The following is an 18,943-nucleotide window of genomic DNA, read 5'->3' on the forward strand; positions in this document are numbered from 1 at the left end:
ATGCACAACGAAAAAAGTTATACTATCTCTTAAATATTATATACTAAATATGCTATTCGAAAAAGAAAGTATGTAAAAAGGACCGTATACGGCCCTAATTATATCTGAAACTTATCAAGTTGTTCTAGGAAACGCCTTGATTTCAAATAAATCCCACAATATTCATCATAATATGTATTCAATACTGTGCGCATTTGTTTTTTTGTACTATCCTTCACCGATACATTACCGAGCCGGTGTAGATCGAAGTGAAAAAAGAGACGTAATAATTTATGAACAGCCTCTCCCACCGGGATACGATACGGATCTTGCTCCGCATGACGCGAGCACAGAAAACCACCTTCTCGGACAGAGAAGGCGACAAAATCTGTTGCTTGATGACAAATAGCACATGTATCAAAATACGGACGCATCCCTAATACCGGAAGCATTTTCGTTTGATAAATTAACGATAATACCTCTGGGTCAACACCCTCACACATATAATGCAACGTTTGATATAACATTTCAAATAAATACGGATTATGCTTCTTATCTTCTGTTGCTTTATCAGTTAATTCAATAATAAATGATGCATAAGCAGTTAAAAATATATCCTCACGAATTTCTTTCATAGATGAAATAATCTCGCCTTGTTGCAAAGTTCCAAGTCCAGATCCCATTTGAATAAGAAAATGACCATGTGTCATAAGTTGCGAAATAGCTGCTAACCGACTTTTCGGTTTTTTCGCCCCTCTTGCCATTGCACTTACCTTACCAAATTCCCGTGAGAATATTGTAACAATCTTGTTCGTTTCTCCGTAATCTGTCGTACGGATAACAATGCCCTCAACTTTTTGAAACATGTTCGTCACCATCCAAGGTTTGAACAAAACGGGTCAAGAAATTGGAGAATCTAAATGCGCTAACTCCTCTTCATGTTGATCCATCTCATCGTTTACGTCTTTTTCCATTTCTTTCAAAAGCAAATACGTTTCAATGCTTCCTGTTTTGGAGAAAAACTTCCAGGTAAAATCTAGCATAAGAATCCACCTTTCTCAATAAGCGTAGCCTATAAACCAATTTCTTTTGTTGTTATTAAATTGACCCATTTTGTTCATTTTCATGTGAGAAAAATTTTTCCTAATTTATCAAGGTTTATGAAAACCAATAATCAGTGGATGAACAAAACATCCACTGATCATAACTTTACTTCATATTAATATTCGTCTTCACGGAAACCAAGGTCACGCAGCTGTGACATTTTATTGCGCCAATCTTTTTGCACTTTCACCCATACTTCTAAAAATACTTTAGAACCGAGAAGTGCTTCAATGTCAAAGCGAGCTCGCTTACCAACTTCTTTTAACATCTTCCCTTGCTTACCGATAATAATTCCTTTTTGTGATGCGCGTTCAACAACAATCGTTGCATTTATATAAACTGCCCCGCCTTCACGTTTTTGAATTGCATCAATAACAACAGCTACAGAATGTGGCACTTCTTCACGTGTTAAATGTAATACTTTTTCACGAATAAGCTCTGCAATAATAAATCGCTCTGGATGATCCGTTACTTGATTATCTGGGTAGTATTGTGGTCCTTCTGGTAAATACTTTTTAATTGCTCCAATTAACGCTTCCACATTATTACCGTCTAATGCAGAAATTGGTACAATCTCTGCAAACTCATGTAGCTTACGGTATTGATCAATTAACTCTAATAATTGCTCTGGATGAACTTGGTCAATTTTATTAATTACCAAAAATACCGGTTGTTTCGTTTCTTGTAATTTCTCAATAATGAATTCCTCACCACGACCAAATCCTTCAGTTGCATTGACCATAAACAGAACAATATCAACTTCTTTCAATGTCGTTTGAGCCATCTTCACCATGAAGTCACCTAGTTTATGTTTAGGTTTATGTATTCCTGGTGTATCAATGAAAATCACTTGTGAATCATTTTCTGTATATACACCTTGAATTTTATTACGAGTTGTTTGTGGCTTGTCGCTCATAATAGCAATCTTCTGGCCGATAATACGATTTAAAAATGTAGATTTCCCAACATTCGGTCTGCCAATAATAGAGACAAAACCTGATTTATAACCTTTTCTATTCATGTAAATCCTCCGCTAAAAATGCTCCTGGTAACAATTCTCCGACTGTTGTCTCTTGAACGTCACCATGTAAGTTTGATAAGTATACTTTCGTATCCTGTTTACATAATTCTACCATAACTTGTCGACATGCTCCACAAGGAGGTACTGGGCGCTTTGTATCCGCTACGACTGCAATAGCTACAAACTCTTTATCCCCTTCAGAAATCGCCTTAAATAAAGCTGTTCTTTCTGCACAGTTACATAAACCATATGATGCATTTTCAACATTACATCCACGATATATTTTTCCATCTTTAGTTAGTAAAGCTGCACCTACTTGAAATTTAGAATATGGTACGTACGCTTGTTTACGCGCTTCGATTGCTTCTTGAATTAATTGTTTGCTATTCATATTCCCGCATCCTTTCCCTTCACAGATGTGAATAGATACATTCTTTCATTAAAGGCCTTCACGGCGCTCCCAAAGCTTAATAAAAGCTTTGGAATGCCAACTATACCATATACGGTAAAAAGATAATAGCACCAATTACAACAGCTATAATTGCAAACAATAAAACCGCTCCCGCTGCAACATCCTTTGCAATTTTTGCAAACGGATGAATATCAGCGATTGCTAAGTCTACTGTTTTTTCAATAGCCGTATTCACCATCTCTAAACTTATTACAATCCCAATCACAATAAGTAATATAATCCATTCTGTTTTTGTAATATGGAAATAAAAGCCGCAGCATATAACAATGACTGCGGCCAAATAGTGAATTTTCATATTTCGTTCATGACGAAGACAAAAGTACATGCCAGCTATAGCATATCCAAAACTATTTATAAGTTTTCCTTTTTTCATCGTCCTAATCCAAATGCCTCTAAAATTTCTTTTTGTCTTCCAAACATTTCTTTTTCATCCTCTTCTGTCATGTGATCATAACCAAGCAAATGTAAAAAGCCATGTAACGCTAAAAACCCGAGTTCACGATCAAAAGAATGTCCATATTCCTCAGCTTGTTCTTTTGCTCTTGGAATAGAAATAATAAGATCCCCTAACATACGTGGCATCTCTGCACCGACGATTTCCATTTCGCCTTCTCCCATTTCTTCCATTGCAAAAGAAATAACGTCTGTAGGCTGATCCTTGTCTCGGTAGTCACGGTTAATTTCGCGAATACGTTCATTATCTACAAACGTAACCGATAATTCTGTTCCTTCTTCTATATTTTCCATTTGGGCTGCTTTCTCTACCAATCCTCGAATCAAACTTATATATTCGTCTTTCACTTCTTCTGTTTCATCAATAAAATCAATTAATAAACTCATTCTTTCTCCTTTTCTTCCGGCAGTTCCGGATATGTAATACGAGAATGGAAAATACCATTTAATGTTTCACATAACGTTTTACCAACAATTTGTAATTCTTTAAATGTCAAATCACATTCACTAAATTGCCCATCTTGCAAACGATCTCTAATAATACTTTGCACTAAATTATTAATTTGATCTGGCGTTGGATGATTCATCGAACGTACCGCCGCTTCTACACTATCAGCAATACCAACAATTGCCGACTCTTTAGATGTCGCTTTTGATCCTGGATAGCGGAATATCTCTTCCTTATATTTCTCTTTATCCTCTTTAATCGCTTTATAGTAAAAATATTTAAGCAACGTTGTACCGTGATGCTGTCCGGCAATATCAACAATTTCTTGAGGAATATGATACTCTTCCAACATCCTCACCCCATCAGTTACATGAGCAATGATAATATCTTTACTCGTTACAGGATCTAATTTATCATGCGGGTTTTTAATTCCCATCTGGTTTTCAATAAAAAACTGCGGTTGTACTGTCTTTCCTACATCATGATAATATGCCCCTACACGCGCTAACACTCCATTTGCTCCAACCGCTTCACAAGCAGCTTCAGACAGATTCGCTACCATTACACTATGGTGATACGTACCCGGTGCTTCTAATAAAATTTTACGCAGGAGCGGGTGATTCGGACTTGAAAGTTCCATTAATTTCATACTTGATACAATTCCGAGTCCACTTTCTAAATACGGTAAAATCCCCATAGCTAGAACAGAAGAGATAATCCCTGAAACTGCAGCCATTAATAATTGCATACCAATTTCAAGAGGCGAAAAGTTCCCATTTCGCAATAGTAGCAAAGCCGCCAATACGACTACATTTAATACAGAAACGAGTATACCAGCTTGTAAAATCATCGTACGACGATTTTTTTCTCTCAAGAAGATGCTAACCGATAATGAACTTAATAAAACATAAATACCTACACTATAATTCAGTGTACTCGTTACACCTTCATTAAACATAATACTTCCGCACACAGAAAAAATCATACTTGTTAAAAATACAAATCGATCACCAATCATTAATTTTACAAGTATCGTCCCCATCGCGACCGGAACAACATACGCAATCCCCGCATATTCAAGCTTTTGAAATAAACTAATGATTTTCATTAAAACAATCGTGATAGACAGAATTGTGATGTACGCTAAGACATACGGCCTATCTTCTCTTTTTCGCTGTAAAAATAATTCAAACTGCTTATGCATAAAGTATAGCAACACACAAATGAGCACCGCCAAACCAACATAAGGTTGGAAGGTATTACCTTTCTCTAGCAACCCAACTAATTTCAACTGATTATACATATCACTTGAAATCGTTTCTCCTTCCCTAACAAGAACTTGTCCTTGAAGGATATAAACAGGTGCAACTAAATCTTCCTCTGCTTTTCTCTTCTCTTTTGTTAAAGTCGGATCATAAAAATAATTCGCTGAAATTGCATATTTCCCTAGTGCCTTAACAGCCTCTTTTAGACCACTATCGACATTAACACTATTCATCTCACTTACATACCGCTCTTTTGCGTCCTTCAATTCGTCCATTTTAATATGCATAGTCATTATACTATTAATGGCTGTGACTGCTGCATCTTTCGCTAATACCAATTGGCTTGAATCTGCGTTAATCAAGTTCAGTAAGTTTGAATCAGATAAATCTTTTGTTAAATCGACAGGTAATTTCTTTTTCAACTTGTCCACTTTATCAGCATCAGTAATCTTTTTTTGCTCATCTGGCCCAATAGCTTTAATCTCTTGTACCACTTCATCTACCTTAGCAAAAACATCATTAACAATATCCACTTTATTTTGTTTAAGCTCACTTCTATATGTATACTGATCTTCAACTTTTGTAGCGGCATCTTTTTTCTTTTTTTCCGTTGTAACTTTATCTTCAATTTTAATAGGAGAGTGGATTGTTTTTTTTGCAATAGAGTATATTTCAACATCTAATTGCTCTGGTTTCACATTATTCATAAGTGCAAAAAACAGTACCGCTCCTAATAAAACGTAAGAAATCCAACTTAGTTTTTTCGAATGTTGTAAATTACGAAACCACTTAGAAATTTCTTGAGATCTTGACATGATTTCAATACCTTCTCCTCTCCAGAAATAAAGTGAAACTATTCATACTTTCATCTCTTCTAGCCAATGATGCTTTTTGGGGCAACATTTTTATACAACATCACCTATAGTTTATTTCCCTCGTCTTTAATGATAGTAAAAAATATGCCGTTCGCCAACCTTATCATACAAAAAGAAATGATCCTGACAAATAGGATCATTCCATTTTATCATATGCCTCAATAATACGTTGCACTAACGGGTGTCTCACAACGTCTGTTTGTTCCAGTGTAATGAACGAAAGACCTGATACACCAGACAAAACATTAGCAGCAATAGAAAGACCTGATTTTACCCCTTTTGGCAAGTCTACCTGTGAAGGATCTCCAGTAATAACCATTTTAGAAGTAAAACCTAATCGTGTTAAAAACATTTTTATTTGGGCACCAGTTGTATTTTGCGCCTCATCTAATATAACAAATGAATCATCAAGAGTACGCCCTCTCATATAAGCAAGGGGTGCAATTTCAATTACACCTCGCTCCATCATACGCTGTGTATATTCTTGTCCAAGAATATCGTGCAATGCATCATATAGTGGACGTAAATACGGATCTACTTTTTCTTTCAAATCACCCGGTAAAAACCCTAGACTCTCCCCAGCTTCTACAGCAGGTCTTGTTAAAATAATTTTCTTTACATACCCTTGCTTTAACGCTCTCACAGCCATTACTACAGCCAAGTATGTTTTTCCTGTCCCAGCAGGTCCTATTCCAAATACAATATCATTCTTTTTCATTGCATGAATATATCGTCTTTGTCCCATCGTTTTCACACGAATGGATTTACCTTTTGCTGTTTTAAAAATTTCCTCTTCATATAGTTCTTCGAATTGAGCGATTTTTCCTTGTTGCCCAAGCTGAATTGCATACGCAACATCTCTTTCCGAAATTGACACACCTTTACGGATAACAACAAGTAACTGTTGTAAGATTTTTTCTACGAGCGCCACAGTTTCATCTGCGCCAGATACACGAACAGACTCTCCTCTAGTCACAATCGATACACTAAGTTCTCGTTCAATTACTTTTAAATGAGCATCATTTACCCCAAAAAGAGCGATTGCCTCGTTGGGATTTTCCAATTGTTGGTTCATTTCTACTAATTGTTCTGCCATTACTCAGTCTCCTTGAATATCGGATTCAGATATTGGTTGTGGCTCTGCAATATTTTCAATCACTGTATAATGTAATGTGACCTTTAGGTGATCCACCTCAACCTCTTGACTCAAAATCTTATCACTTACAATCATAGCATGTTCATCCAATTTTTTCTTTAGTTCTTTTTCTGCCATCTCTTTTGCTACTTTCATCGCTTGCTTTTCAGTATATTCTCGGTTCGCTTCTTCCTCTTCTCGCACAATATCTTTTTCGTATGCAATTGGTAATGTAAAACCAAATAATTTCACATCATGTTTTACACTTTCAGTACGAGAGCGCTTATACTTATCATGTTTAAATCCCCAAATTTTTATTTTAGCACTCCCAAATTTAAGAAAATATTCATTATACGAATTACCCGTATACACATGAAATTGTGTCTTTAACGGCACATCCACCTCAGATTTGTACCACGTCTCTCCATATACAATACCTTTAGCCGAAACAACTGTTGGATTCTCCTCATTACCATACACCCCTGATACGAGCAGTTGCCCCTTTTCTACATGGTCATTTTTCATGACGACTGGTTTTCCAACTTCCACAAACGTTTTTGTAATAGTCGCTTCTTTTTTTGCCACTAAGTTTTGTGGCTGTTGTTCCTTTTCTTTTTTCGGTTCATTTTTTTCAACAATTTTAAAATGATATGTTGTCCCTCTTATTTCCAATCCTGCCCAAGTAATCGCATTAATATTATCCGTTAAATGACGTTGAACATCTTCTACATTAGGCATTTGGAACTGTAATTTCCCTTTTTTAATACCCATTTTGTCCAATTCTTTTATCAATATATATTCTGTTTCAGGTTTTGCTCCTGTAATTTCAATTTTCCACACCATATTCGATAATGCAATCATTCCGAAAAAAAATATTAAAAAACCAATTAAAAATCCACTATTTTTAATTAAACGCTTATTCCAAAAAGGAAAACCGTAACGTCCAATAAAATATAATTTGCACTCATTTTTTCTATAGATTGGTTTTATTTTTTTCACATCTCGTAATAACATGCAAAAAACTAACGTTTCATCTGCAATCTTCTTTACATCCCAAACTAATAATTTTCTACGAACACACTCGTTAACAAAGCGTTCCGCCCCTCTACCTTCAATCCGTACCTTTACATACCCAAGCCACTTTATAAACCATTTATTTTTCATCGACTATCTCCACTACCTTTCTAAAAGTAGATACAATACCTTTCACTCTAAGTATCAAAATAGCTCGTACTAAAATGAAATAAAGCGGAACTTTAATCAGCGAGGGTTTCATCCCCACTAATTATCCCCTCACTAATCGGGCATTTTCTTTGTATGAACTGAATATTAAGATTGGATTACTACCTGTTAATGGGGATAAGGAAGAAAAACTTCACAAACGGAAGTTTCCCCTCACTCCTCTTTCTTTTCATTTTCTAAAAATGTCACTTGTTCAATTATCCCTTCAAGTAAAAGTTCTTCTGGAAGGATTGTTTTAATAACAAAGGATTGACCTTTAATTAATAATTGACCATGTTTTAATAGCAATCTTACCTCTTTATCTGAAAACACTAATAATCCTCGATGATTTTCTATATAGATATGCACTTGCCCAACAAGCGTGATCCGAGGTAGATCCATTAACACATCCACTGGCAGGTCTATTTGCTTCGTTAACCAATTCTTCATTTGTTCTAATTTCTTCATCTCCAAAAGACCCCCTCTCATCCCATATGTATGAAAAAAGAGCTTGTAATATCACGTCCAAACTGAAAAAAAGCATAAAAAAACGTCTCATACGAAATGAGACGTTTTTTTATGCTAATAGCTGTATAACCAGCTTATTCACTAGTGATCCGTCTGTTTTACCTTTTACTTTCGGCATAATAGCAGTCATCACTTTACCCATATCTGCTTTAGAAGTAGCACCAACTTCAGAAATAACTTGCTTAATTAAATCAGCTAATTCTTCTTCTGTTAATTGCTCCGGCAAATATGCGCTTAAAATCTGAATTTCACTTTGCAGTTTATCAACAAGGTCTTCACGACCAGCTTTTTTAAATTCAAGGAGGGAGTCCTTATACTGTTTTACTTCACGAGCTAAAACTGTTAATTCCTCTTCTTCAGTAAGAGTATGTTGCAGTTTAATACCTTCATTTTGTAAAGCAGCCTTAACCATACGAATGACGGTTAATTTTTCTTTTTGTTTATTCTTCATCGCTTGTTTCATATCATCGTTTAAACGACCGAGAAGACTCATAACTTACACCCTCTCTTAGAATTTACGCTTTCTTGCCGCTTCAGATTTCTTCTTACGTTTTACACTTGGTTTTTCATAAAACTCGCGCTTTCTTGCTTCAGCAAGTGTACCAGTTTTAGAAACCGATCTTTTAAAACGGCGAAGTGCATCCTCCAAAGACTCGTTTTTACGAACGACTGTTTTTGACATTCTCTTTCCCTCCCTCCGAAACATCACACTTACATACTAACTTCAGCATGCAAAAAGAAACACTTCTTCAGCATGTCTTTTACGATTATAATACATTTTATCACTTCAGGTCAACCATTTGGCAGAATAAAAGAAGAATAGATGCTCTTCCTTTTTCAAAAACTATGTAGATAGCTGTTATCTCTTTCCCTTAAAAATAAATATATTTTTATCACTAAATTATTTTTATACAGAGAACCGCTAAAAATACTCAGTTAACGAGCAATCCATTACATCCTCTTTCAATACTTAACTTCTCCACAAACGAAAAAAGCATGCAAACCCTTTTTGTTTGCATGCTTTTTATTACGCGCTTGCTGATTCTTTTTTCACATCATCTTCAAGAACACGAACAAACTGCGCTTCGTTATATGGATAACCAGCTTTTGTAAGCTTCACTTTTACTAACTTACCAATTAATTCTTCAGATCCTTCAAACACAATTTTTAAGTAGTTATCTGTATAACCTACATATAACCCTTCACGGTCACCATCTTTAAATGTCTCTTCCGGAATAATTTCGAGTACTTCACCTTCAAACCCAGAAGCATACTCTTTCGCTAATTGATTAGATAGCTCAATTAGACGATGAACACGATCGTTCTTCACATCTTCAGGAACTTGATCTTCCATACGTGCTGCTGGTGTACCTGTACGTTTTGAATAAGGGAAAACGTGTAATTCAGAGAAACGATTCTCTTTAATGAAATTGTACGTTTCCATGAATTCTTCTTCTGTTTCACCTGGGAATCCAACGATTACATCTGATGTGATCGCAAGACCTGGTAGCGCCTCTTTCAAACGATCTAAACGCTCTTGGAAAAATTCCATCGTATACTTACGGCGCATACGTTTTAATACAGTATTAGATCCTGATTGCAGTGGAATATGCAAGTGACGTACAACTACTTCAGATTTATCCAGCACTTCAATTACTTCATCTGAAATTTGACTCGCTTCGATAGAAGAAATACGAAGACGTTTCAATCCGCCTACTTCTGCTTCCATATCACGAAGTAATCCAGCTAAGTTATAATCTTTTATATCTTCACCGTATCCACCTGTATGAATACCTGTTAATACGATTTCTTTATAACCTGCATCTACTAATTGCTGCGCTTGTTTAATAACTTCTTTTCCATCACGAGAACGCATTAAACCACGCGCCCAAGGAATGATGCAAAATGTACAGAAGTTATTGCAACCTTCTTGTATTTTTAAAGATGCACGTGTACGGTCCGTGAAATATGGTACATCAAGTTCTTCGTATACACGTGTTTTCATAATATTGCGGACAGCATTAATTGGTTGACGCTCTTTACGGAACTCTTCGATGTATCCTAACATTTTCTCACGATCTTGCGTACCAACAACAATATCTACACCTGGAATTGCCATGATTTCTGCTGGAGATGTTTGTGCATAACATCCAGTTACACAAATTACCGCATCTGGATTTTGACGTACAGCACGTCTAATTACTTGACGGCTTTTTTTATCTCCAGTATTTGTTACTGTACATGTATTAATAACATATACATCAGATTTCTTTTCATATTCAGTTCTTTCATAACCACCTTGTTTAAACAATTGCCAAATCGCTTCTGTTTCATAGTGGTTTACTTTACAACCTAACGTGTGGAACGCAACAGTTGCCATTGATTATCACCCCATCAATTCAAAATGATAAGAAGCGGCACTTAACGCATAAAGCGGAGCCGTTTCTGTTCTTAAAATTCTTGGTCCTAAACTACATGGTACAAATTTATGTTCACGAAGTGCAGTAATCTCTTCCTCCGCTAAACCGCCTTCTGGTCCAAATACAATTAACAGCTTTTGACCCGGTTTAATCGTCGCTAAAGCTTTCGCAAAATTAGATTTCTCACCTTGTTTTGCTTCCTCTTCATACGCAACAAGACAACTATCATACTCACTACTCATTGCAAGTAATTGCTTAAATGATGCAGGAGCATGCACTTCTGGAATTTCACTTCTATGTGATTGTTCCGCAGCTTCTTTCACAATCTTTTTCAAACGCTCAACTTTTTTATCTGCTTTTTTCGCATCCCATTTTACAATAGAGCGAGATGCTTGAAAGGGTAAAAATGCAGCTGCCCCAAGCTCAGTTCCTTTTTGAAAAATTAACTCTAGCTTGTCTCCTTTCGGCAGTCCACTTGCAATCGTCACGAACACAGGAAGTTCGCTTGACGCCTCTATCCATTCTACAATAGCGGTATCCACAAATTCACTGGTAATTTCAGCAATTGAACATTCTGCTGTTTTACCATTTACACAGCAATAAATGTGGTCGCCAGCTGACATACGCATCACTCTTGCGATGTGATGGACATCATCACCCATTATGCGAATACTTGTCTCATTTACATATTTCTCTTCTACAAAATAACGTTGCATATAATCACCTTAGTAGAGTTTCGTTCCTTTCGTAAGTCAATACTTACGAAAAGAACGAAACGTTATCATTTTCATATAACAAACGGCAAGTCCCTCACCTTATATAGTGAGAGACTCCCCTGTTCTTTATAGACTAAAATCTATATTACGCATTTCGTGCAATAATTGCTACCCAATCTTCCATTCGAAGCACGTCTTCAATTGTAAATCCAGCTTTTTCTAACGCTTCAGAAATTACTTTTTCTTTCGCCGCAATAATACCAGATGTAATAAATAATCCACCTGGCTTCACAACTCTCGCTGCATCTTCAGGGAATAGAAGAATAATTTCCGCTAATAAATTTGCTACGATTAAATCAACCTGACCTTCAATACCTTCTAATAGACTATTCTGTCCAACATTGACAATGTCATCTGTTTTATTTAAGCGCACATTCATCTCTGCACTTTCAACTGCGACTGGGTCTAAATCATACGCTTGAACAGAAGCCGCACCTAATTTTGCTGCTGCAATACTAAGTACCCCCGAACCTGTCCCCACATCAATTACAGTATCACCTGGCTGAACTGTTTTTTCTAACGCACGAATACACATCGTTGTTGTTGGATGTGTCCCTGTACCAAACGCCATACCTGGATCTAATTCAATAATTTTTTCATCTGGAGAAGACGGTGTATATTCTTCCCACGTCGGCACAATTGTGAATGTATCAGAAATTTGAACTGGATGATAATATTTCTTCCAAGCAGTAGCCCAATCTTCCTCATCGACTTCATTAATTGTAATGTTTCCTGTACCAATTTCGATGTCGAAAGATGGTAGCGCATCAATAGATGATTTTACACTTGCAACCGTTTCGTGTAAAGAATCCGTTTGTGGGAAATATGCTTTCACCAAAACACCCTCACTTGGGTATTCATCTGGGTTAAGTGCATAAATCTCACCGTATTGTTGCTCACGCTCTTTCGTTAACTCAGCCGGATCCTCAATTGCAACCCCGCTAGCGCCTGCTTCGTGCAAAATATGAGAGACAGCTTCTACTGCTTCTTCTGTTGTATGAATACTAATTTCTGACCATTTCACAATTTACCAACTCCATTTTTTATTTCCATTATTCCCCTTTGAAAGCACGTTTAAGCTTTCCGAATAAGCTATCATCTTGATTTTCCTGACCTGCGAACTCACGTAATAATTCTTTTTGATGCGAAGTTAATTTCGTCGGTACAACGACACGAACCACTACGTATTGATCTCCTTGACCATATCCACGTACATTCGGAGCTCCTTTTCCTTTTAGACGGAATTCCGTTCCTGTTTGTGTTCCTGCTGGAATTTTCAACTTCACTTTCCCGTGAACTGTAGGTACTTCTACTTCAGCACCAAGCGCTACTTGTGCGAATGTCAATGGCATTTCACAAATAATATGATCGCCATCACGTTCGAAGAATTCATGATTTCTCACATGAACAACAACATATAAGTCACCTGCCGGCCCACCATTCACACCTGCTTCGCCTTTACCAGACACGCGAATTTGTTGACCATTATCAATACCAGCTGGAATTTTCACATTAATTTTTTTGCGTTTACGTACTTTACCAGAACCATGGCATGTCGTACATTTCTCTTTAATCATTTGGCCTGTTCCTGAGCAATGGTTACACGCTTGACGGTTTACAATACGGCCAAATGGTGTATTTTGTTCTACACTTATTTGACCTGTTCCTGAACAATGTTTACATGTTTCTTTTGAAGTTCCCGGCTTCGCTCCACTACCGTGGCAAGTATCACATGGATCTTCTACTGGAATCTCAACGTTTAATTCTTTACCAAAAATTGCTTCTTCAAACTCTAAAGTAACTTGATATTGTAAATCAGCACCTTGACGCGGAGCATTCGGATCACGACGTCTGCCGCCGCCACCAAAGAATGAACTAAAGATATCTTCAAAGCCGAAACCTCCACCAAAGTCTCCACCACCGAAACCTTGATTTGGACCAGCGTGACCAAATTGATCATACTGTGCGCGTTTTTGATCATCACTTAATACTTCATATGCTTCTTGTACTTCTTTAAACTTGTCAATTGCATTTTCTTCTTTACTTACGTCTGGATGGTACTTTTTAGCCAAACGACGATACGCTTTTTTAATTTCATCTTTAGAAGCGCCCTTGCTAAGTCCAAGCACCTCATAATAGTCTCGTTTATTCATAAATTTGTAACCCCCGAATCTTTCACATAAACGTAATTTTAACACCGAAAGAAAGTGCTTTGCAACAAAGTTTCCTCACTTACAATATGCAAAGCCTAAAACTTAAGATCTTATCAAGAATGTCTTAGCTCAAATAACCACTTTTTTCTTATTCGTGAAAAAAGCCAAAGCCAAGGCACGCTTGACTTTGACTTTTTGTCATCTTACTTATTGTATTACTTGTCTTCTTTTACTTCTTCAAACTCAGCGTCAACTACATTGTCTTTTTTCGCACCAGCGTCTTGTGCTCCTTGCGCACCTTCCGCTTGCCCTGCAGCCGCTTGAGCTTGCTCATATAATTTAACAGTTAATTGTTGTACGATTTCTTGAAGAGCATCTTTTTTCGCACGGATTTCATCAAGTTCATTTTTCTCGATTGCCGCTTGTAATGCTTCTTTCGCTTCTGTTGCTTTCGCTACTTCAGCTGCATCTACTTTACCTTCTAAATCTTTTACAACTTTATCTGTTTGGAATACAAGTTGGTCAGCTTCGTTACGAAGTTCAACTTCTTCCTTACGTTTTTGGTCAGCGTCAGCATTTGCTTCAGCTTCTTGTACCATACGATTTACTTCGTCATCAGAAAGACCTGAAGAAGATTGGATTGTAATAGCTTGCTCTTTACTTGTTCCTAAGTCTTTCGCACGTACGTTAACAATACCGTTCGCATCAATATCGAATGTTACTTCGATTTGTGGAATACCACGTGGTGCTGGCGGAAGGTCTGTTAATTGGAAACGACCTAGTGTTTTGTTATCAGCTGACATTGGACGCTCACCTTGTAGCACGTGAATGTCTACCGCTGGTTGATTATCAGCAGCTGTTGAGAATACTTGTGATTTACTTGTTGGAATTGTAGTGTTACGCTCGATTAGTTTCGTAAATACACCACCCATAGTTTCAATACCTAAAGAAAGTGGAGTTACGTCTAATAATAGAACGCCTTCTACATCACCAGTAAGTACGCCACCTTGAACTGCAGCACCTAATGCTACAACTTCATCTGGGTTTACACCTTTATATGGCTCTTTACCAGTTTCACGTTTAATTGCTTCTTGTACAGCTGGGATACGAGTAGAACCACCAACAAGGATAACTTTATCTAATTCGCTTGGAGCAAAACCAGCGTCTTTTAATGCACGACGAGTTGGCTCTAATGTTCTTTCAACAAGACCTGCTGAAAGCTCTTCGAATTTCGCTCTTGTTAACGTTAATTCTAAGTGTAATGGACCAGCAGCTCCAGCACTAATGAATGGTAATGAAATTTGTGTTTGCGTTACACCAGAAAGATCTTTTTTCGCTTTTTCAGCTGCATCTTTCAGACGTTGAAGTGCCATTTTATCTTGACTTAAGTCAATGTTGTTTTCTTTCTTGAATTCAGCTACTAAATGATCGATGATAACTTGGTCAAAGTCATCTCCACCAAGACGGTTGTCACCAGCAGTTGAAATAACTTCAAATGTTCCATCTGCTAACTCAAGGATAGATACGTCAAAAGTACCGCCACCTAAGTCATATACTAGAATTTTTTGTTCTTCGTCTTGCTTCTCTAAGCCATAAGCAAGTGCTGCTGCTGTTGGTTCGTTAATAATACGTTCTACTTCTAAACCAGCAATACGACCAGCGTCTTTTGTCGCTTGGCGTTCTGCATCGTTGAAGTATGCTGGTACTGTAATAACAGCTTTCGTCACTGTTTCACCTAAGTACGCTTCAGCAGAAGCTTTTAAGTTTTGTAAAATGATTGCAGAAATTTCTTGAGGTGTATAATCTTTACCTTCAACTTCTACTTTATAGTCTGTACCCATATGACGTTTAACAGACATAATTGTATTTGGGTTTGTAATTGCTTGACGTTTCGCAACTTCCCCAACTTGACGCTCTTCATTTTTGAAAGCTACAACAGAAGGTGTTGTACGGTTTCCTTCTGGATTTGGGATAACCTTTGGTTCTCCACCTTCCATAACAGCTACACAAGAGTTTGTTGTACCTAAGTCAATACCGATAATTTTACTCATAGCGAATCCTCCTACATTTATGTAAATTATTGATTTACTTTTACCATTGATGGGCGAATCACACGGTCTTTTAGTTTATAACCTTTTTGGAATTCTTCCACAACCGCGTTTGATTCAAACTCACTGTCCTCTACTTGCATAACAGCTTGGTGCTCATGAGGATCAAACTGTTTACCAACAGCTTCAATCGCTTCAACACCTTCTTTAGTCAGTGCTTCTAACAATTGACGATGCACCATTTCCATACCTTGTAATAAGGACTTCATTTGCTCATCAGTTGCTTCCACTTGCATTGCTCTTTCAAAATTATCAAGAGCTGGCAGAATATCTGACACAAGACTTTGTGCTCTATATTTTTCAGCAGCCTGTTTATCCATTTGGACGCGGCGCTTATGATTTTCAAAATCAGCTTGTAGACGTAGTGTGCGACCTTCCGTTTCCGATAGTTTCGCTTGTAACTCATCTACTTTCTCTTGTAAAAGAGCAGCTTCACTTTTTTCTTCTACAGCTTCTTCACCGTTTTCTGTCGTGACAGCTTCTTCAACTTGCGCTTCTTTCACTTCTTCTACCACTTGTTCGTTACGCTCTTCCACAATTTTCACCTCCTTAAAAGGTATTAGGTATCATGTATAGCATGATTACCTAAGCATTATATATTACACACAGCAATGAAAATTTCATCACTTGAGCGAATGTATTACTCTCATTTACTTTTTAAGTCCGTCTGTAAATTGTCTTGTAAATAACTGCAGCAAACTAATTACACGAGAGTATTGCATTCTCGTCGGACCTAAAATCGCAATTGTTCCTAGTTGCTCTTCTCCAATCGAATACGTTGCAGAAATTAAACTACAATCTTCCATAGCTATCGAAGAATTTTCCCTGCCAATTTTCACTTGAATACCTACTTGTTTATGACGCAAAATATCATAAAACTCAGCTTCGTTATCAATCATCGTCAGCAAGGACCTTACTTTTTGAATGTCATGGAACTCTGGCTGCGAAAGCATATTTGCTTTTCCTCCAAAGTATATCTTTTCCGATAAAGGAACTTGAAATGTACCATCTAACATTTTTATTGCACTATCGTAATTATGAACATACCCACGCAAGACTGCAACAATCTCTTTAAAGATTTTATTATGAAGTTCCGACATAGGTACACCCGATAGCTTTTCATTTAAAATATTAACCATTTTTTCTAAATCTGATAAATCAACAGATTCCGGAACGGTAATCGTTTTACTTTGTACATGCCCTGTATCCGTTACAATAATAGCGACTGCTGTTTGACGATCAAGCGGTACAATTTGTACATTTTTAAGTTTATTTGTGCTTAATTTTGGGCCAAGAACAATAGCCGTATAATTCGTAAGCTCTGACAAAATCTGAGCAGATTGTTGTGCAATCTTTTCCGCTTCAAAAATTCTTTCAGCAAATAAATCTTTAATTTGTACAATTTCATCGTTAGGTAAGTTTTGTGGTGCTAAAAGATGGTCTACATAAAAACGATACCCTTTTTCAGAAGGAACACGTCCAGAAGAACTATGCGTTTTTTCAATAAATCCTAGTTCCTCTAGATCAGCCATTTCATTGCGAATAGTAGCTGAACTAAACGTAATTTCATCTTTCTTAGCCAACGTCCTCGACCCAACAGGTTGCGCTGATCCAATAAAGTCATCAATAATTGTTTGTAAAATTAAGAGCTGACGTTCCGTAAGCATCTCATCATCACCTCTGTTAGCACTCTTTGTCTTCGAGTGCTAAATCTATTAATAACTTACCAAAATTGACATTCAATTGTCAACGGAAACGTCACGAAATCACGAAACTTTTTCACACTTATGGAACATTTAATCAATCAAAAATGACTGGAATACTTCATTCCCTAATAGTTTCCCTTTTCTCGTTAAACAAACATGCCCATCTCTGTTTTCAAGTAACCCCTGTTCTTGGTTGCTTTGTAACTGCTTTGCAAAAACGTGATCCATTTCCACATTAAATTTCTTTTGGAATTCTACCCTAGAAACACCTTTTGTTTTTCGGAGCCCTAAAAACAACTCTTCTTCCATTTTTTCTTTCTCCGTCACTACGTGAACATCTAAATATGGAAATTCTGTTTCATCAATTTTAGTGAAATATTGCTTGAGTGGCCCTACATTTTGGATACGTTCCCCATTTACATAACTATGCGCTCCAGCTCCAAATCCATAATACTCTTCATTATTCCAGTATGTGAGATTATGTCTACTTTCATTATCACCTTTTGAGAAGTTGCTAATTTCATACTGGCTATAACCATGTTTCTCCATTTCATCCATTACCATTTCATACATTTTCGCTTCATGGTCTTCACCCGGAAGTCTCAACTTCCCTTTATTCATTAAGTTATAAAATACAGTCTTCGGTTCCACAATTAATGAATATGCTGAGAAATGTTGTACACCAAGCGTGAAGGCAATATCTAATGTTTCTTTTACATCTTCTATCGTCTGTCCTGGCAAAGCATAAATTATATCTACATTAATATTTGTAAAGCCAACTTCCTGCGCTTCTCGAATTGCTACAAATGCATCTTCCCTCGTATGTTTACGCCCAATCTTCTCAAGTAACTCATCACGAAACGTTTGCACACCAAAACTAATTCGATTTACTCCACCTTCTAGTAATAAGTTCAACTTCTCTTTCGGTAAATCACCTGGGTTCGCTTCAAACGTTAATTCACAATTCGGAGCAAATGGACGCAAACGACGGTTTATAATGTCTAGTAGTTTTTTTGTTTGCTCCATATTTAAGGCTGTCGGCGTTCCTCCGCCAACAAAAATCGTTTTCATACTTTCAAACGGTACTTTTTGAACCGTATTTATTATTTCTTTCTCTAAATATTGCAAGTATTGATCAACCGGTTGGCGTTCAATAAATACTTTATTAAAATCACAATAGTGACAAATATGCTGACAAAACGGAATATGAATATATGCGGCTTGTACCAAATATAACTCCTACCTTTCTACAAAGAAAACCTCCGCACTCGGGAGGCTC

Annotated in this window: 20 protein-coding genes; all 20 read right to left on the reverse strand. The window is 36.9% G+C overall.

Annotated elements, in window-relative coordinates:
• Nucleotides 1–98 precede the first annotated feature (98 nt).
• The 20 genes from recO to hemW all read right to left on the reverse strand — a co-directional run bounded on the left by recO (nt 99) and on the right by hemW (nt 18,894).
• Nucleotides 99–845, reverse strand: coding sequence for a DNA repair protein RecO (recO, locus tag MR109_RS04135; RefSeq protein WP_002173498.1), 747 nt, complete (start codon nt 843–845; stop codon nt 99–101).
• A gap of 33 nt (nt 846–878) precedes the next feature.
• Entirely contained in the window at nt 879–1,022 is a 144-nt protein-coding gene (locus MR109_RS04140) for a YqzL family protein (RefSeq protein ID WP_000883924.1), read from the reverse strand.
• 176 nt (nt 1,023–1,198) lie between these two features.
• Nucleotides 1,199–2,104, reverse strand: coding sequence for a GTPase Era (gene era, locus MR109_RS04145; protein ID WP_001080234.1), 906 nt, complete (start codon nt 2,102–2,104; stop codon nt 1,199–1,201).
• A complete protein-coding gene (locus tag MR109_RS04150) occupies nt 2,097–2,495 on the reverse strand; it encodes a cytidine deaminase (RefSeq protein ID WP_098303788.1) in 399 nt (132 codons plus the stop codon). The genes era and MR109_RS04150 overlap by 8 nt, the downstream gene beginning before the upstream one ends.
• Nucleotides 2,496–2,595: 100 nt before the next feature.
• Nucleotides 2,596–2,949: a diacylglycerol kinase family protein gene (locus tag MR109_RS04155; protein WP_242271153.1), complete on the reverse strand. Its 354-nt coding sequence runs from the start codon at nt 2,947–2,949 to the stop codon at nt 2,596–2,598.
• Nucleotides 2,946–3,416 (reverse strand): rRNA maturation RNase YbeY, encoded by a 471-nt coding sequence (ybeY, locus tag MR109_RS04160; RefSeq protein ID WP_071718598.1) that lies wholly within the window; start codon nt 3,414–3,416, stop codon nt 2,946–2,948. Before ybeY ends, MR109_RS04155 begins: the two co-directional genes overlap by 4 nt.
• Complete coding sequence (locus tag MR109_RS04165) at nt 3,413–5,557, reverse strand: HD family phosphohydrolase (RefSeq protein WP_242271154.1); 2,145 nt, start codon at nt 5,555–5,557, stop codon at nt 3,413–3,415. Before MR109_RS04165 ends, ybeY begins: the two co-directional genes overlap by 4 nt.
• A gap of 196 nt (nt 5,558–5,753) precedes the next feature.
• On the reverse strand, nt 5,754–6,713 hold the full coding sequence (locus MR109_RS04170; RefSeq protein ID WP_002173502.1) for a PhoH family protein: 960 nt from the start codon (nt 6,711–6,713) through the stop codon (nt 5,754–5,756).
• Between the two features lie 3 nt (nt 6,714–6,716).
• Nucleotides 6,717–7,916, reverse strand: coding sequence for a sporulation protein YqfD (gene yqfD, locus MR109_RS04175; protein ID WP_098473247.1), 1,200 nt, complete (start codon nt 7,914–7,916; stop codon nt 6,717–6,719).
• A 231-nt stretch (nt 7,917–8,147) separates the two neighbouring features.
• Nucleotides 8,148–8,441 carry a sporulation protein YqfC gene (gene yqfC / locus MR109_RS04180; protein WP_002088680.1) on the reverse strand — a complete coding sequence of 98 codons (294 nt, stop codon included), beginning with the start codon at nt 8,439–8,441 and terminating at the stop codon, nt 8,148–8,150.
• Between the two features lie 109 nt (nt 8,442–8,550).
• Complete coding sequence (locus MR109_RS04185; protein WP_002173504.1) at nt 8,551–8,994, reverse strand: GatB/YqeY domain-containing protein; 444 nt, start codon at nt 8,992–8,994, stop codon at nt 8,551–8,553.
• 15 nt (nt 8,995–9,009) lie between these two features.
• Entirely contained in the window at nt 9,010–9,183 is a 174-nt protein-coding gene (rpsU, locus tag MR109_RS04190) for a 30S ribosomal protein S21 (protein ID WP_000048061.1), read from the reverse strand.
• 345 nt (nt 9,184–9,528) lie between these two features.
• Nucleotides 9,529–10,881, reverse strand: coding sequence for a tRNA (N(6)-L-threonylcarbamoyladenosine(37)-C(2))-methylthiotransferase MtaB (gene mtaB / locus MR109_RS04195; protein WP_242271155.1), 1,353 nt, complete (start codon nt 10,879–10,881; stop codon nt 9,529–9,531).
• A gap of 6 nt (nt 10,882–10,887) precedes the next feature.
• Nucleotides 10,888–11,637, reverse strand: coding sequence for a 16S rRNA (uracil(1498)-N(3))-methyltransferase (locus tag MR109_RS04200; protein WP_002173506.1), 750 nt, complete (start codon nt 11,635–11,637; stop codon nt 10,888–10,890).
• Between the two features lie 145 nt (nt 11,638–11,782).
• A complete protein-coding gene (prmA, locus tag MR109_RS04205; protein ID WP_242271156.1) occupies nt 11,783–12,721 on the reverse strand; it encodes a 50S ribosomal protein L11 methyltransferase in 939 nt (312 codons plus the stop codon).
• A 28-nt stretch (nt 12,722–12,749) separates the two neighbouring features.
• On the reverse strand, nt 12,750–13,850 hold the full coding sequence (dnaJ, locus tag MR109_RS04210; protein WP_002173508.1) for a chaperone protein DnaJ: 1,101 nt from the start codon (nt 13,848–13,850) through the stop codon (nt 12,750–12,752).
• A gap of 215 nt (nt 13,851–14,065) precedes the next feature.
• Nucleotides 14,066–15,901 (reverse strand): chaperone protein DnaK, encoded by a 1,836-nt coding sequence (dnaK, locus tag MR109_RS04215; protein ID WP_002173509.1) that lies wholly within the window; start codon nt 15,899–15,901, stop codon nt 14,066–14,068.
• Nucleotides 15,902–15,927: 26 nt separating this feature from the next.
• Nucleotides 15,928–16,494, reverse strand: a complete 567-nt coding sequence (gene grpE, locus MR109_RS04220) for a nucleotide exchange factor GrpE (protein WP_071718592.1) — start codon at nt 16,492–16,494, stop codon at nt 15,928–15,930.
• A 114-nt stretch (nt 16,495–16,608) separates the two neighbouring features.
• Complete coding sequence (hrcA, locus tag MR109_RS04225; RefSeq protein ID WP_242271157.1) at nt 16,609–17,625, reverse strand: heat-inducible transcriptional repressor HrcA; 1,017 nt, start codon at nt 17,623–17,625, stop codon at nt 16,609–16,611.
• A 129-nt stretch (nt 17,626–17,754) separates the two neighbouring features.
• The gene (gene hemW / locus MR109_RS04230; RefSeq protein ID WP_242271158.1) at nt 17,755–18,894 is read right to left on the reverse strand and encodes a radical SAM family heme chaperone HemW; all 1,140 of its coding nucleotides are present in this window, start codon (nt 18,892–18,894) and stop codon (nt 17,755–17,757) included.
• Nucleotides 18,895–18,943: the final 49 nt, after the last annotated feature.

Source organism: Bacillus cereus group sp. BfR-BA-01310, assembly GCF_022664325.1.
GTDB lineage: Bacteria > Bacillota > Bacilli > Bacillales > Bacillaceae_G > Bacillus_A > Bacillus_A paramycoides.